Genomic DNA, 14963 nt, shown 5'->3' on the forward strand with positions numbered 1-14963 from the left:
GAATTTACGTTCGCGGTACTTATCCGGTTCAGCAGGCCGTCGCCGGCCTACGACTACTGAAGAAGTGATCGCTCACCGGCCAGCGGGCGGGAGTGTGCTCGCCTTCCCTGATGGGAGCGCTCCCATGCGGATGCGGGCCCGTTCGAAGCCGCTCATCGGGGTTGTCTAGCAGACGTGCGAACCTTCGCGCCTGGCGCGGAGGAAGGAGAGAAGAGATGCGTATCCGGGCTCGGATCCTCATCCCGGTCGTGGCGGCGGGCCTGCTGGCCACGGCCTGCACCGGCGGCGGATCCACGCCGAACCCGCCGGCCTCACAGGCACAGGGCCAGTCCGGCGCCGCCAGCGCCGACCCCGACCAACTGCCGCGCAACGAGACGCTGTACACCACCGGCACCCAGTGGGGTCCGCCCCTCAACTACAACCCCATCCGGGAGTGGGACTCCGCCGTGGGCACCAAGGGCCTGGTGTACGAGACGCTGTTCCACTACGACACCAACGCGGCCAAGCTCGTCCCGTGGCTGGCCGAGAGCGGCTCGTGGACCGATGACACCACCTACGAGCTCAAGCTCCGCCAGGGCGTCAAGTGGTCCGACGGCCAGCCGTTCGCCGCCAAGGACGTCGTCTACACCTTCGAGCTCGGCAAGATGGAGACGATCCCGTTCCACAACCTCTGGGACTGGCTGGAGAAGGTCGAGGCGACCGACGACCAGACCGTGAGGTTCACCTTCTCCGAGGCCAACTACCAGCAGTGGGACTACATGCTCTACAGCCGGGCGATCGTCCCCGAGCACGTGTGGAAGGACCGCTCGGAGAAGGAGGTGCTCGACGGGACCAACGACGACCCGGTCTCCACGGGCGCGTACACGTTCATGAGCAAGGACCAGGACCGCGTGGTCCTGCAGCGGCGTGACGACTGGTGGGGCAAGGCGGCCCTCGACATGGAGCCCAAGCCCCGCTACATCGTCGACATCGCCACACCGAGCAACGAGGTCGCGATGGGCATGCTGCTGCAGAAGGGCCTCGACCTCAGCAACAACTTCCTGCCCGGCGTGGCCAACCTGGTGCAGGGCAACTTCGGCCTGACCACCTACTACAAAGAGCCGCCGTACATGTTGTCGGCCAACACCGCCTGGCTGGTGCCCAACACCACGAAGAAGCCGATGGACGACCCCGCCTTCCGCAAGGCGCTGGCCTCGTCGATCGACGTCAAGAAGATCGTCGAGAGCGTGTACGGCAACCTCGTCAAGGCGGCCAGCCCGACGGGCCTGCTCCCGCAGTGGGACACGTTCGTGGACAAGAACGTGGTGTCCGCGTCCGGCTTCGCCTTCGACACGGGCAAGGCGAAGAAGCTGCTGGCCGACGCCGGCTACAAGGACGGCGACGGCGACGGGTTCGTGGAGAACAAGGACGGCTCCAAGATCAGCCTGACGCTCATCGTGCCGTCGGGCTGGACCGACTGGATGGAGTCGGCCCGGTCGATCGCGACCAGCGCCAAGGCCGCCGGCATCCAGATCACGCCCGACTTCCCCGACTTCAACGCCCTGGTGGAGAAGCGCACCGAGGGCGACTTCGACCTGCTCATCAACAACGAGCGCCAGCTGTCGAACTCGCCGTACACCTACTACGAGTACATGTTCCAGCTGCCGGTCAGGAAGCAGCAGAACACGGTCAACTTCGCCCGCTACGAGAACGAGAAGGCCTGGGACCTCGTGCAGCAGCTCGACCAGGTCAAGACCGACGACACCGCCGGCATGCAGAAGATCACCTCGCAGCTCCAGCAGATCCACTTCGACGACATGCCGATCATCCCGCTCTGGTACAACGGCCTGTGGGCGCAGCACAGCACCAGCACGTGGAAGAACTGGCCGGCCGCGGAGGGCAGCGCACCCAAGACCGGCGCCGTCATGTGGCGTAACTGGTTCGAGCTGGGCGGCTTCGAGACGCTCGCCCAGCTCCAGCCCGCCGGCTCCTGACCTCTGACCGTTCACCCCTCCGCCCCGCGCGGCTCGGGCCGCCGGGGTCGGAGGGCCCTCTCGGAGAACACGCGTGCGTCGCTACTTCAGCAGGAAACTGCTCATTTACGGATTGACCTTCTTCGTCGCCGTCACGGTCAACTGGCTGATCCCGCGCTTCATGCCGGGTGATCCGGTGGCGAGCATGGTGGCGCGGGCGAACGTCGCCCAGCCCGAGGCCGTCGAGGCGATGCGGGCCTACTACAACGACCTCTTCGGCTTCGACCAGCCGCTCTGGCAGCAGTACGTGAACTTCTGGGGCGCGATGTTCCGGGGCGACTTCGGGATCAGCATCTGGTTGTTCCCGACCCCGGTCAGCACCGTGATCAACGGGGCGGTGCCGTACACGCTGGGCCTGATCATCCCGTCGGTGCTGCTGAGCTGGGTGGTGGGCAACCGGTTCGGCGCCTACGCCGCCCGGCGCAAGCTGCTCGACAACACCGTGCTGCCCGTCGGCTACGTGCTGACGGCCATGCCGTACATGTGGCTGGCGGTGCTGCTGGCCTGGGCGCTCGGCGTGATCGCCGGCCTCTTCCCCGTCGCGGGCGGCTACAGCTTCTCGATGCGGCCCAACTGGTCGTGGACGTTCGTGCTGGACCTGCTGCACCACTGGACGCTGCCGTTCCTGTCGTTGTTCCTGGTGGCGCTGGGCGGCTGGGCGATCGGCATGCGCAACATGATCATCTATGAGCTGGAGTCCGACTACTCCAACTACCTGTCGGCGCTCGGCGCGCCCGCCCGGCTCATCCGCAGGTACGCCTTCCGCAACGCCGTCCTGCCCCAGATCACCGGCCTGGCCCTGCAGCTGGGCGTGCTCGTGGCGGGAGCGCTCGTCACCGAGATCGTCTTCGCCTACCCGGGCCTGGGCAGCCTGATCCTCAAGGCGATCCAGAACCAGGACTTCTTCCTGCTCCAGGGCACGTTCCTGTTCATCGTGCTCGGAGTGTTGATCGCCAACTTCATCATCGACATCGTCTATGTCGTGGTCGATCCGCGGACCAGGGCGGGAATGGCGGGTGCGCAGGCATGACGACACTCCAGGAGACCGAACCCCGCGAGCGGGAGGGGGTGCGGCGCGAGGCGCTGCACTTCGCCGTGCGCAACGGCAAGCTGATGGCCGGGTTCGGCGTCGTGGTCGTGCTGCTCGTGCTGGGCATGGCAGGGCCGTTGCTGGTCAGCGGCACGCCCAACGACTACGGCACCCGCCCCATGAGCCCGCCGTCGGCCGAGCACTGGCTCGGCACCACCACCTTCGGCCAGGACATCTTCCTCCAGTTCGTGCACGGCCTGCGCGCCACCTTCCTCGTGGGCGTCATCGGCGGCGGCATCGCGGCGGTCATCGGCATGCTCGTGGGATTCGTGGCCGGCTACCGGGGCGGCGTGGTCGACGAGGTGCTCAACATGCTCACCAACGTCATCCTGGTCATCCCCACGCTGGCCGTGCTGCTGATCATCAACGCCTACCTGGGCATCCGGAGCGTGGCGGTGCAGGGCCTGTTCATCGGGCTGACGCAGTGGCCGTGGGCGGCGCGGGCGATCAGGGCGCAGACGTTCTCGCTGCGTACCCGGGAGTTCGTGGATCTGGCGCGGATGAGCGGATCGGGCACCTGGCGGATCATCTCCAGGGAGATCGCGCCGAACATGAGCTCCTACCTGTTCATGACGTTCATCCTGCTGTTCGGCGGCGCGATCCTCATCGCCTCCTCGCTCGACTTCATCGGCCTCGGCCCGACCGAGGGCGTCTCGCTCGGCCTGATGTTGCAGAACGCCAACCAGTGGAGCGCGCTCCAGCTCGGCATGTGGTGGTGGTTCGTGCCGCCGGGCGCCGGCATCACGGCGATCGTGGGCGCCCTGTACGTCGCCAACGTCGGGCTCGACGAGGTCTTCAACCCGAAACTGAGGGAGACATGAGTCTGCAGGTCAGCGAGCTCCGGGTGTATTACAGGACGCTCAAGGGCGAGGTGCGCGCGCTCGACGGCATGACCTTCGAGCTCGGCGACGGCGAGATCCTCGGCCTGGTCGGCGAGTCCGGCTGCGGCAAGAGCACCCTGGGCAAGAGCCTCATCCGCATGGACGGCCGCATGCGCCACGTCGGCGGCACGGTCGTGCTCGACGGCCGGGAGCTGCCGATCGGCGACGACCGCGCGATGAACGACTTCCGCTTCCGCGAGGTCTCCCTCATCCCGCAGTACGCCATGAGCGCGCTCAACCCGACCCGCAGACTGCGCAGGATGGTCACCGAACTGCTCAGATCCAGGGGCTCGGCGGTGGACACCGCCGAGCTGGAGCGCCGGATGGACCAGGTCGGCCTGCCCCGCGAGGTGCTCGACCGCTACCCCATCGAGCTGTCGGGCGGCATGAAGCAGCGCATGGTGATGGTGATCTCCACGCTGCTCGACCCGTCGCTGCTGATCGCCGACGAGGTCACCTCGGCGCTCGACGTCTCCACGCAGAAGGCCGTCGCCCGCGCCCTGCTCGGCTTCCGCGAGAGCGGCTACGTCAAGAGCATGATCTTCGTCACGCACGACATCGCGCTCACCCACCACATCGCCGACACGATCATGGTCATGTACGCGGGCAGGCTCGCCGAGAAGGCGCCGGCCGACGTGATCGTCAAGGCGCCCCGCCACCCTTACACGAAGCTGCTGCTCGACTCCCTGCCCGAGGTCGGCGTGCGCTATGCCGACCGCCGGCTCGAGGGCATCCCCGGGAGCCCGCCCTCGCTGCTCGACCCGCCCACCGGCTGCCGCTTCCGCGCCCGCTGCCCGATCGCGGGGGACGAGTGCGCGCAGGACCCGCCGGTGGCCGAGCTCGCCCCCGACCACCACGTCGCTTGCTGGAAGGCCTGATGCTCAGACTCGACGACGTCACCAAGGAATTCAAGATCGGCGCCTTCGGCGGCAAGAGCGTCACGGCCGTGCGGGAGGTGAGCTTCGAGGTCGTCCCCGGCGAGGTCGTCTCGCTGATCGGGGAGAGCGGCAGCGGCAAGAGCACGATCGGCCGGATGATCCTCGGGCTGAACCCGGTCACCCGCGGTTCGATCACCTTCGACGGGCGGCCCGTCCGGGCGGGCAAGGAGTACTACCGCCACATCCAGGGCATCTTCCAGGACCCGTTCAGCTCGTTCAACCCGGTGTTCAAGGCCGACCGCGTCTACAGCATGATCAAGGAGGCGTACTACCCGGCCGTCCCCGGGGCCGAGTGGGCGGAGCGCGTCGAGGCGGCGCTGCGCGACGTGCGGCTCAACCCCGGCCAGGTGCTCGGCAAATACCCCCACCAGCTCAGCGGCGGCCAGTTGCAGCGCCTGCTCATCGCCCGTGCGCTGCTGCTGGACATCAAGCTGCTGGTCGCCGACGAGATCACCAGCATGCTCGACGCCTCCACGCGCATCGACGTGCTCAACCTGCTGGCCGAGCTGAAGGCCAGAGGGCTGGGCGTGCTCTACATCACCCACGACCTGTCGCTCGGCACCTACCTCGCCGAGCGCACCGTGGTGCTGCGCCGAGGGAGCGTCGTGGAGATGGGGCTGACCGGCCGCGTCTTCGGGGATCCGCTGCACCCGTACACGCGCGAGCTGCTGTCGGCCGTGCCGCGTATGAACCAGGCCTGGGACGACGCCACACCCGTGGACTCCTGCGTCTACCACGAGCGCGGGGCCGCCGGCGCCCTGATCGAAACCGAGCCGGGGCACTTCGTGGCGTGCGCCCGGCTGGATGCCTGCCCCTAGGAGACGACGCCGAGGGGCGCAGGGCGGTGCTCAGTGCTCGTTGCCTGCGCGCAGCCAGGTGATGTAGTCGGCGGCGGCGCGCTCGGGGTCGTAGGCGGGCGCGTAGCCGGTGTCCTGCCGGAGCCGGGTGATGTCGAGGTGGGTCTGCCCGCCGGTTCCGCCGGTGGGCAGGTCGATCCGGGCGTCGGGGACCACCTTCCTGATCGCGGCGATGACCTCGGCGTTGGACGTCGCGCGCCCGGACGCGACGTTGTAGGTGCGGTGGCCGAGCCGGTCGGCGAGCTGGAGGAGCGCGATGGCGCGGGCGGCGTCCTTCACGTAGCACAGGTCGATCGAGTCCTCCGCGTACGGCGGCGCGGCGAGGGTCGACAGGTCCGGTTCGGTCCCGCGGGCGGCGGCATGGACCAGCTCGGGGGCGGCGAAGAACAGCGCTCCGTGGGGGTCACGTGGTCCCCAGGTGGCCGAGATACGGTAGTTGACGACCTCGATGCCGGTGGCGCCGGCCAGATGCTCGTTGAGCAGCTCACCGATCTTCTTGAAGGTCGGGATCAGGTGAAAGGATGCCATGGGCAGGGGCATGTCCTCGCGGAGCGCGCCGGTCAGGCCGGAGTAGACGCCGATCGTGCTCGCGACGCCGACGCGCTGCACCCCCCAGTCCTGCGCGGCCTGCATGACGTTGAGCAGGCCGCCGATCGCCCTACGCGTTGCTTCGACGGGCCGGCGGGCGTCGGGGGGCCAGGGCATGGACCCGGCGAGGTGCACGATGCCGGTGACCTTGTGGCGTTCGCCGACGTCGAGCAGGGCGGGCAGGTCGGTGATGTCGGCCTGCTCCATCGCCACCTTCGCGCCGGCGAGGTAGGCCGGCGCCTCGGCCTTGCGGCGCTGGAGCAGCACGCACTCCTCACCCATGTCGAGGAGCGCCTGGACGGTGTGAGAGCCGATGAAACCGAGACCGCCGGTAACCAAGATCATGTTTGAACTCCCGTCCGAATGCTTCTGAGTCGCGCCGCACACGCGGGGGAACGCTCACGCCGCGGCGGGCTCCGCGCGAAACGGAGCGCTGTTCCGAAAGATAAGGATCAGTGTTCCGTTTGTCAACGGGCCGGGGAGCGGTGCCGGCTGTGCACGTGACCGCTCGGACGGGGACGGGGACGGGGACGGGGACGGGAAGGTGGGAGGCCGGTCAGCGGCGGTGGTGGAACCGGCGGCGCACCATGCTGACCACCACGGCCGCGACCCACACCACGAGCAGCGCCTTGAAGACGCCGAACCCGCCGAAGAACAGCCCGAGCATCATGGCCACGAACAACAGGGGCACGATCGGGTGCGGGCCGCGGTGCCGCCGCCACGGGTGGTGGTGGCCCCAGGTGTGGCGCATGTCGCGGTGCGCGCGGCGCATCTCCTGCATCTGCTGTCGATGCGCGTGCATCGCCGCCCGCCAGTCGCCCATGTCGGGCTGCGGCGCCGGCGTGCGGTAGCCGGGGCCGGGGAGGTCGGCCGTGATGCCCGCCAGGTCGCGGGCCGTCTTTGCGGCCAGCGTCCGGTCGAGGCGCTCTTCGAGCTCCTCGTGGGTCAGGCGGCCCTGGGCGAAGTGCTCGCGCAGGGCGGCCATCGTCTGCTCGCGCTCGGCGTCGCCGATGCGGAGATCGTTGTGGTCCATGTGCGGCTCCTCGCTCTCTCCGAACCGGCCATCGCGTGCGCCGGCCATCAGTGGGGTCATTCCTCGCCCGGCTCGTCGTCGGCCAGGATCTGGTACAGCTTGCGCCGGGTCTCCACTAGAGTCTTACGCGCTTCGCGGATCTGTGCGTCGCTGCCGGTCTGCAGAATCTGCATCATGGCGAAGGCCGACTGCCGAGCGATATGCCAGAGATCGGCGGTGTTGTCGTCGATGTCCGGGCGCATCTCGTCCCATGGGGCCCTGACCTCGTCGGCGTGCGTCTCGACGTACGCGCTGCCTTCCTGGGTGAGGCGGTAGGCCTTGCGGCCCTCGTGCTCCTCCGAGATCACCAGACCCTCGTCGGTGAGCTGCTGCAACGCCGGATAGACGGCGCCGGGGCTGGGCTTCCAGCCGCCCTCGCTGCGCTCGGCGATCTCCTGGATGATCTGATAGCCGTTGCGCGGCTCCTCGGAGAGCAGGGCCAGGATCGCGGCGCGTACGTCGCCCCGCTTGGCCTTGCGGCCCCTGCCGCCCCAGCCGCGGTGCCCGCCGCCCCACGGGCCGCCGGGACCGCCGGGTCCACCCCACGGGCCGCGCCCGAAGTCGAACGGGAATCCGGGTCCGCCTCTCCTGCCGCGGTGGCGGTGCTCGTGCGGGCCGCCGCGATGGTGGTGGCCGCCCATCTGCTCGAACGCGTCGCTCATGGCTCTGAACGCCTCGCGGGCCGCTCGTTTGTATTCGCGGGCGCCGGGCCAGGGCCCGCCTGCTGCCTGTGCTGAACTCATTTTTCCCCCTATATCGCGATCTGTTCTCGATGCGTCAAAGATATATCGATGAAATGACGATTCGCAAGTCACGAAAAGGTGTGATCCAGATCACGAAAAAGTTGCGGAATCCGGGAACAGGTCGGGGGAGGCGGGCGTTGTTCACATCAGACGAGGTCGTTCCGCGTCGGCAGGGCTGGGGGGTGCTGTCGCCGCGGAGACGACCTCGTCTGCGTCTGCGGGTGCTTCACGCGACGTCGCCGGCCTGCACGGCCCGGTCGCCCGGCATGCCTCGCCGCGCAAAGAACCTCTTTGCCGTACAGTCCGGATCATGATGGGGCACACGCATGCGATGACCGGGGCCATCGCCTGGCTGGGGCTGGCGCCGCCCCTTGCCGCACTGCCGCTGGTGAACGAGTCCACCCGGTTCGTGGAAACCGGGATCATGGCCACCGCGCTCAGTCCCGCCGAGTTGATCGCCGGCGCCATCATCTGTGCGGGCGCCGCGATGCTGCCCGACCTCGACCATCCTCACGCGACGATCGCGCAGACGTTCGGGCCGGTCACGTGGGCGCTCAGCAAGCTCGTTTCATGGCTCGGCGGCGGCCACCGTGGCGCCACCCACTCGCTCCTCTTCGCTGTGGCCATCGGGTTCGGGGCGCACTGGCTGGCCAGCACCTATCCGATCGGGCGCGACGTCATGGTCGTGCTGCTCATCGGCCTGGCGTTGCGCGCCATCGGCGTCGGGATCCCGGGGAACAAACTCGGGTCTATCATGATCAACATCGGCATGACCGCCGGGCTCTACGCCGTCTTCCTCTCCCTCGAGGTGGGCTACGCCTGGCTCGGGCTGGCCGTGGGGGTCGGAAGTTTCATCCACGTCGTCGGCGACTGCATGACCGAGCGCGGCTGCCCCGTGTTGTGGCCGCTGGGGGCGAAGTTCGTTCTGCCGTGGAAGATCGGCATCAAGACGGGCAGGAAGTTCGAGCAGAAGATCCTCGCGCCGATCCTGTCCGTGGCCATCGTCGGGCTGCTGTACTGGCGCCTGGTGCCCGTTTAACTTGATGTCGAGATACTTTTCCCGATATCTTGATGTCGAGACACCTGCTGGGCGGATGCGGATTAGGTTCACCTAACGTGCTTACTCGTTCGCGCGTGCGGCAGGATTTGGGGAGTGAACCCGACGCAGCGCGCGGAGTGGGGGCCCGACGAAGGAGGGACCCCGCGAAGTGAGTGAGGAGGGTGAGCGACCCATGAGCAGGAGTGAACCCGACGCAGCGAGCGGAGTGGAGACCCGGCACCACGGGAGCCGCGAAGCGCGTGAGGAGCGGGGAGCCACCCGCAAGCCTGAAAGATGTCTGATGGAGGAGGCGAACCACCGTGTCCGCGAACAGCTTCGGCAGCCGTGACACGCTACGCGTCGGCGACGCGTCATATGAGATCTTCCGGCTGGACGCCGTCGAAGGCGCCGCGCGCCTCCCGTACAGCCTGAAGATCCTGCTGGAAAACCTCCTCCGCACCGAGGACGGCGCCAACATCACCGCCGACCACATCCGGGCGCTCGGAGGATGGGATCCGAAGGCGGCGCCGAGCGTGGAGATCCAGTTCACGCCCGCGCGCGTCATCATGCAGGACTTCACGGGCGTGCCCTGCGTGGTCGACCTGGCCACGATGCGCGAGGCCGTGCGCGACCTCGGCGGCGACCCGGCCAGGATCAACCCGCTCGCGCCCGCCGAGATGGTCATCGACCACTCGGTCATCGTCGACTACTTCGGCCACCCCGACGCCTTCCAGCGCAACGTGGAGCGCGAATACGAGCGCAACCACGAGCGCTACCAGTTCCTGCGCTGGGGCCAGACCGCCTTCGACGAGTTCAAGGTGGTGCCGCCCGGCACCGGCATCGTCCACCAGGTCAACATCGAGCACCTGGCCCGCGTGGTCATGACCCGCTCCGACGGCGACATCAACAGGGCCTACCCCGACACCTGCGTCGGCACCGACTCCCACACCACGATGGAGAACGGCATCGGCGTGCTCGGCTGGGGCGTCGGCGGCATCGAGGCCGAGGCCGCGATGCTCGGCCAGCCGATCTCCATGCTCATCCCGCGCGTGGTCGGCTTCAAGCTCAACGGGAAGCTGCCCGCCGGGGCCACGGCCACCGACCTGGTCCTGACGATCACCGAGATGTTGCGCAAGCACGGCGTGGTCGGCAAGTTCGTCGAGTTCTACGGCGAGGGTGTCGCGTCCGTGCCGCTGGCCGACCGGGCCACGATCGGCAACATGAGCCCCGAGTTCGGCTCCACCTGCGCGATCTTCCCGATCGACGGCCAGACGATCGACTACCTCCGCCTGACCGGGCGCTCCGAGGAGCAGATCGCCCTCGTCGAGGCGTACGCCAAGGTCCAGGGCCTCTGGCTCGACCCGGCCGCGCCCGAGCCGGAGTTCTCCGAATACATCGAGCTCGACCTCGCCACGGTCGTGCCGTCCATCGCCGGCCCCAAGCGCCCGCAGGACCGCATCGCCCTGTCGGCCGCCAAGCAGACCTGGCGTCACGACGTCGAGAACTACGTGGAGGACGGCGTCGACGAGGCGTCCAAGGAGTCCTTCCCGGCCTCCGACTCGCCCGCCTCCAACTCCACGGCCGACGGCGGGCGGCCGCACAAGCCGGTTCCCGTCACGCTGGCCGACGGCACCTCGTTCGAGATCGACCACGGCATCGTCTCGATCGCCGCGATCACCTCGTGCACCAACACCTCCAACCCGTACGTCATGCTCGGCGCGGCGCTGCTGGCCCGCAACGCCGTGGAGAAGGGCCTGACCCGCAAGCCGTGGGTCAAGACCTCGCTGGCCCCCGGGTCGCAGGTCGTCACCGGCTACTTCGAGCGCTCCGGGCTCCAGCCGTACCTCGACAAGATCGGCTTCAACCTCGTCGGCTACGGCTGCACCACCTGCATCGGCAACTCGGGGCCGCTCCTGCCGGAGATCTCCGAGGCCGTCCAGGCCAACGACCTGGCCGTCACCGCCGTGCTGTCGGGCAACCGCAACTTCGAGGGCCGGATCAACCCCGACGTCAAGATGAACTACCTGGCCTCGCCGCCGCTGGTGGTCGCGTACGCGCTGGCCGGCACCATGGACCTCGACCTCGACACCGAGCCGCTCGGCGTCGGCAGCGACGGCGAGCCGGTCTACCTGCGCGACATCTGGCCCGCGCCGGAGGAGATCGCGGCCGTGGTCAACTCCTCGATCGGGCGCGACATGTTCGAGCGCGACTACGCCGACGTCTTCAAGGGCGACGACCACTGGCGCTCGCTGCCGATCCCGACCGGCGACACCTTCGAGTGGGACCCCGACTCGACCTACGTCCGCAAGGCCCCCTACTTCGACGGCATGCCGGAGAAGCCGGAGCCGGTGACCGACATCACCGGCGCCCGCGTGCTGGTCAAGGTCGGCGACTCGGTCACCACCGACCACATCTCGCCCGCCGGCTCGATCAAGGTGGGCACCCCGGCCGCCCAATACCTGAAGGCCAACGGGGTGGAGGTGAAGGACTTCAACTCCTACGGCTCGCGTCGTGGCAACCACGAGGTGATGATCAGGGGCACGTTCGCCAACATCCGGCTGCGCAACCAGATCGCCCCCGGCACCGAGGGCGGCTACACCCGCGACTTCACCCAGTCCGATGGCCCGGTGTCGTTCATCTACGACGCCTCGGTCAACTACGCCGCCGCGGGCACGCCGCTGGTGGTGCTGGCGGGCAAGGAGTACGGCTCCGGGTCCTCGCGCGACTGGGCGGCCAAGGGCACGGCGCTGCTGGGCGTCCGCGCGGTCATCGCCGAGTCGTACGAGCGTATCCACCGCTCCAACCTGATCGGCATGGGCGTGCTCCCGCTGCAGTTCCCGCAGGGCGCCTCGGCGGAGGCCCTCGGCCTGACGGGCGAGGAGACGTTCGACATCACAGGCGTCGAAGAGCTCAACAAGGGCGGCATCCCGCAGACGGTGCACGTCAGGGCGGGCGACGTCGAGTTCGACGCGGTGGTGCGCATCGACACGCCCGGCGAGGCCGACTACTACCGGCACGGCGGCATCATGCAGTACGTTCTGCGGTCGTTGCTCGCCAAGTGAACTTCCCGAGCTCCCGGCCGGTCAAGAGCCGACCGGGAGCGACGGAGCCCGGCTCGTCGCCGGGGTTGGGCGCGATCCTCACGCGCTCGTTTCGGGGGAACCACCCGACACACTGAGAGCCGCCCGGCGGAACACCCTCCGCCGGGCGGCTCCTCGCTCCCCGGGCGGCCCTCCGCCACGGATCACGGATCACGCTTGTCACGAGCCGGCGGCCGGTCGCTCAGGTCTGCGTCGCAGGCCCGCGACCCACCCGCCGCCATCTCACCGGTCAGGTCACCGGTCAGCTCACTGGGCGGGTCACCGGTCAGGTCGAGAGGCTTTGCGGTCAGGCGACTCTGGCGGCGGGTGCCGACCAGGTGTCGCAGGCAGCGGGGGAGACGGCGCCGTAGCCGCGTTTGAGCCAGTAGGCCCGGCTGGACCCCTTGCCGTGGGTGCGGTGGCCGTCATCGTCGTCGCCGCTCGCCCGGGTCGCGTCGAGCAGCGCCGCCCAGTCGCGTTCGGAGCGGGCCAGGGAACGCCAGACGCTGCCCAGGAAGACTCCGGACAGGCAGTCGGCCTGGAGTTCGTAGCGGCGCTTCAACCGGTCCGCGTGGGTGCGGTCGGCGCGTGCCCTTGCCTCGTAGGAGCGGCGGATGCCCAGCAGGCTCTGCAGGTGGTGACCGTACTCGTGGGCGGCCACCTTGATCGGGAAGAGGTCGGTCCTGTTCTCGATCCACCGGCCGGTCAGCGGGAAGATCACGGTGGCGCGCTCGGTGCAGTAGAAGGCGTCGGCGTACGCGGGCCAGCGCATCCCGCACACGGTGCTCGCCGGCTCCTCGAAGTAGCGGACGACGGGCTTGCGGAACGTACGCCCTGCCCGCTCAACGTACGCACCCCACGACTTGTCCAGACATTTCACGACCGTCTGGAGGTACTCCCGGGTGCGCGGAACGCCGCCGGAGACGATCGGGGTCTCGGGGCATGAGGTCGCGGCCAGCTTGCCCGCCTTCTTGGGGAACGGGCTGCGTACGGGCGCCGCCTGCGCGGGCGGGGCGGTCAGGCAGATGGACGCCAGAACCGCGGCGAGAGTCAGGACACGCGTCATCGGGAGGGATCGCACGATCGCCAGCTTATTGATCAGCAAAGTGTGGCACGATAAGAGAGCCACCCGGCGAAGCTCTTTTTCGCCGGGCGGCGAATCTCCTAGAGCATGCGTTTGAGCACGGTGACCGCTTCCTCGACGACCTCCTCGGGGGCGGTGCCGACGAAGAAGTCGAACCTGTCCGGCGAGATGGCGCGGATCTGCTCGATCATCGCCCAGCTTGTCTTGGCCAACCCGGTCCCGTCACGGCCTATCCGGACATGGGTGAGATATCCGCGCTCCCGGGTGGTCAGAGGCACGGCAAAGACGAGCCCGAGCCTCGACTGGTTGAGGTTGTCGTTGCTGACGATCAGAGAGGGACGGTCGAAACCCTGCTCGCGACCGGTCGGACTGCTGAACCTAGTGAACCAGATATCACCTTGCGTCAGTTTCATCTTTCTCCTCGGGAAATGTGAGTAGACCGTCCCATTCGGGCGCGATCCGGCGGGAGCGGGGGCGTGGACCGAGCACCTGTTCGCGTTCGGTCAGGTAGTCGGCCCAGCCTTCCGGGTCTTCGCGCTGCGTCTGCTCGACCTGCTCGTTCACGGTCTGCCAGAACTGCTTCTGCTCGTAGTCGGCGATGGCGTTGTGCAGCACCTCGGTCATGGTTCGACCCTCCTGGCGGGCGATTCGGGCTAGGCGGTCTCGGGTTGTGACGCTGACGCGTATCGTCGTCGCGGCTTTAGACTTCATGCTCATACTCCAGAGGCTACGTCTGCGTCGTGGAAAAGAATACACGAGACGGTCACCCTTGGCGCAGGAATGGCAACAGAGAGTAAAGATGGTTGACTCTCCTGCATGACTGATGCGGCATTGCTGCTCATCGTGGGTGGACTTGCGGTTTTCGCGGGCGCGATCGTGCAGGGGGGGGGTGGGTTTCGGGCTGGGGCTGGTGGCCGTTCCCGTGCTGACGATGATCGAGCCCGGCCTGATGCCGGGCGCCGTCCAGATGGTCAACCTCGCGATGCCGCTGTTCACGCTGGCCTCGGAATGGCGGCGGGTGGAGTGGCGCGGAGTGGGGTTCGCGCTGCTGGGCAGGCTGCCGGGGAGTGTCATCGGTGCACTCATCGTTGTCTACACATCCATATACGCCAGGAGCGTCTTCGTGGCGGTCATGGTGGTGATCGCCGTGCTCCTGACCGCCAGGGCGATGAGCGTGCCGCGCACCGGCGTGACGCTCGCCTCCGCCGGTTTCGTCTCCGGCATCACCGGCACTGCGACGGGCATCGGCGGGCCGCCCGTCGCGCTGGTGTACCAGAGCGCGGAGGGCCCGCAGATCAGGGCGACGCTCGCGATGTTCTTCTGTCTGAGCGCGCTGCAGTCGCTGGGGATCCTGGCATTGGTGGGCGAACTGCCCGTGCAGGCGGTGGCGGCGGGGGCGACGCTGGTCGTGCCCATGGCCCTCGGGTTCCTGGCGTCGGGGCCGCTGCGGCGCTACCTCGACGGCGGCAGGGCCCGGATGGCGGTGCTCGTGGTGGCGACCGCCTCGGCGCTGAGCCTGATCGCCCAGAACGTCGTCATCGGCCTGCCCTGACCGGCTCGCCGGACGGCCGTGGGCCGG

At 68.4% G+C, this 14963-nt stretch carries 14 protein-coding genes; 8 read left to right on the forward strand and 6 right to left on the reverse strand.

Going from position 1 to position 14963, the window contains the following annotated elements:
• The first annotated feature begins 215 nt into the window (after window positions 1-215).
• The 5 genes from ABGB01_RS09685 to ABGB01_RS09705 all read left to right on the forward strand — a co-directional run bounded on the left by ABGB01_RS09685 (window position 216) and on the right by ABGB01_RS09705 (window position 5739).
• Window positions 216-1973 (forward strand): ABC transporter substrate-binding protein, encoded by a 1758-nt coding sequence (locus tag ABGB01_RS09685; RefSeq protein WP_347772464.1) that lies wholly within the window; start codon window positions 216-218, stop codon window positions 1971-1973.
• 73 nt (window positions 1974-2046) lie between these two features.
• On the forward strand, window positions 2047-3042 hold the full coding sequence (locus ABGB01_RS09690; RefSeq protein WP_347618065.1) for an ABC transporter permease: 996 nt from the start codon (window positions 2047-2049) through the stop codon (window positions 3040-3042).
• Window positions 3039-3923 (forward strand): ABC transporter permease, encoded by an 885-nt coding sequence (locus ABGB01_RS09695; RefSeq protein ID WP_347772466.1) that lies wholly within the window; start codon window positions 3039-3041, stop codon window positions 3921-3923. Before ABGB01_RS09690 ends, ABGB01_RS09695 begins: the two co-directional genes overlap by 4 nt.
• Complete coding sequence (locus tag ABGB01_RS09700) at window positions 3920-4861, forward strand: ABC transporter ATP-binding protein (protein ID WP_347772468.1); 942 nt, start codon at window positions 3920-3922, stop codon at window positions 4859-4861. Before ABGB01_RS09695 ends, ABGB01_RS09700 begins: the two co-directional genes overlap by 4 nt.
• Complete coding sequence (locus ABGB01_RS09705) at window positions 4861-5739, forward strand: ATP-binding cassette domain-containing protein (protein WP_347772470.1); 879 nt, start codon at window positions 4861-4863, stop codon at window positions 5737-5739. Before ABGB01_RS09700 ends, ABGB01_RS09705 begins: the two co-directional genes overlap by 1 nt.
• A 30-nt stretch (window positions 5740-5769) precedes the next feature.
• On the opposite strand, the gene ABGB01_RS09710 is transcribed toward ABGB01_RS09705, so the two are convergent.
• From ABGB01_RS09710 to ABGB01_RS09720, 3 genes are all read right to left on the reverse strand, one after another.
• Window positions 5770-6711 carry an NAD(P)-dependent oxidoreductase gene (locus ABGB01_RS09710; RefSeq protein WP_347772471.1) on the reverse strand — a complete coding sequence of 314 codons (942 nt, stop codon included), beginning with the start codon at window positions 6709-6711 and terminating at the stop codon, window positions 5770-5772.
• Window positions 6712-6922: 211 nt separating this feature from the next.
• Window positions 6923-7399 (reverse strand): DUF1707 domain-containing protein, encoded by a 477-nt coding sequence (locus ABGB01_RS09715; RefSeq protein WP_347772472.1) that lies wholly within the window; start codon window positions 7397-7399, stop codon window positions 6923-6925.
• A gap of 56 nt (window positions 7400-7455) precedes the next feature.
• Window positions 7456-8181 (reverse strand): PadR family transcriptional regulator, encoded by a 726-nt coding sequence (locus ABGB01_RS09720; RefSeq protein ID WP_347772473.1) that lies wholly within the window; start codon window positions 8179-8181, stop codon window positions 7456-7458.
• 310 nt (window positions 8182-8491) lie between these two features.
• Here ABGB01_RS09720 and ABGB01_RS09725 point away from each other — a divergent pair, with 310 nt between their 5' ends.
• Together ABGB01_RS09725 and acnA are read left to right on the forward strand one after the other, a co-directional pair.
• Complete coding sequence (locus tag ABGB01_RS09725) at window positions 8492-9220, forward strand: metal-dependent hydrolase (RefSeq protein ID WP_347772475.1); 729 nt, start codon at window positions 8492-8494, stop codon at window positions 9218-9220.
• 320 nt (window positions 9221-9540) lie between these two features.
• On the forward strand, window positions 9541-12282 hold the full coding sequence (gene acnA, locus ABGB01_RS09730) for an aconitate hydratase AcnA (protein WP_347772477.1): 2742 nt from the start codon (window positions 9541-9543) through the stop codon (window positions 12280-12282).
• Between the two features lie 325 nt (window positions 12283-12607).
• On the opposite strand, the gene ABGB01_RS09735 is transcribed toward acnA, so the two are convergent.
• The 3 genes from ABGB01_RS09735 to ABGB01_RS09745 all read right to left on the reverse strand — a co-directional run bounded on the left by ABGB01_RS09735 (window position 12608) and on the right by ABGB01_RS09745 (window position 14008).
• Window positions 12608-13366: a neutral zinc metallopeptidase gene (locus ABGB01_RS09735; RefSeq protein WP_347772479.1), complete on the reverse strand. Its 759-nt coding sequence runs from the start codon at window positions 13364-13366 to the stop codon at window positions 12608-12610.
• A 98-nt stretch (window positions 13367-13464) separates the two neighbouring features.
• Window positions 13465-13797 (reverse strand): type II toxin-antitoxin system PemK/MazF family toxin, encoded by a 333-nt coding sequence (locus ABGB01_RS09740; protein ID WP_132631742.1) that lies wholly within the window; start codon window positions 13795-13797, stop codon window positions 13465-13467.
• The gene (locus tag ABGB01_RS09745) at window positions 13778-14008 is read right to left on the reverse strand and encodes a hypothetical protein (protein ID WP_347772481.1); all 231 of its coding nucleotides are present in this window, start codon (window positions 14006-14008) and stop codon (window positions 13778-13780) included. The genes ABGB01_RS09740 and ABGB01_RS09745 overlap by 20 nt, the downstream gene beginning before the upstream one ends.
• A gap of 265 nt (window positions 14009-14273) precedes the next feature.
• On the opposite strand from ABGB01_RS09745, the gene ABGB01_RS09750 reads away from it, so the two are divergent.
• Window positions 14274-14936, forward strand: coding sequence for a sulfite exporter TauE/SafE family protein (locus ABGB01_RS09750; protein WP_347772483.1), 663 nt, complete (start codon window positions 14274-14276; stop codon window positions 14934-14936).
• Window positions 14937-14963: the final 27 nt, after the last annotated feature.

The organism is Nonomuraea sp. B5E05 (genome assembly GCF_039880665.1).
Lineage (GTDB): Bacteria > Actinomycetota > Actinomycetes > Streptosporangiales > Streptosporangiaceae > Nonomuraea.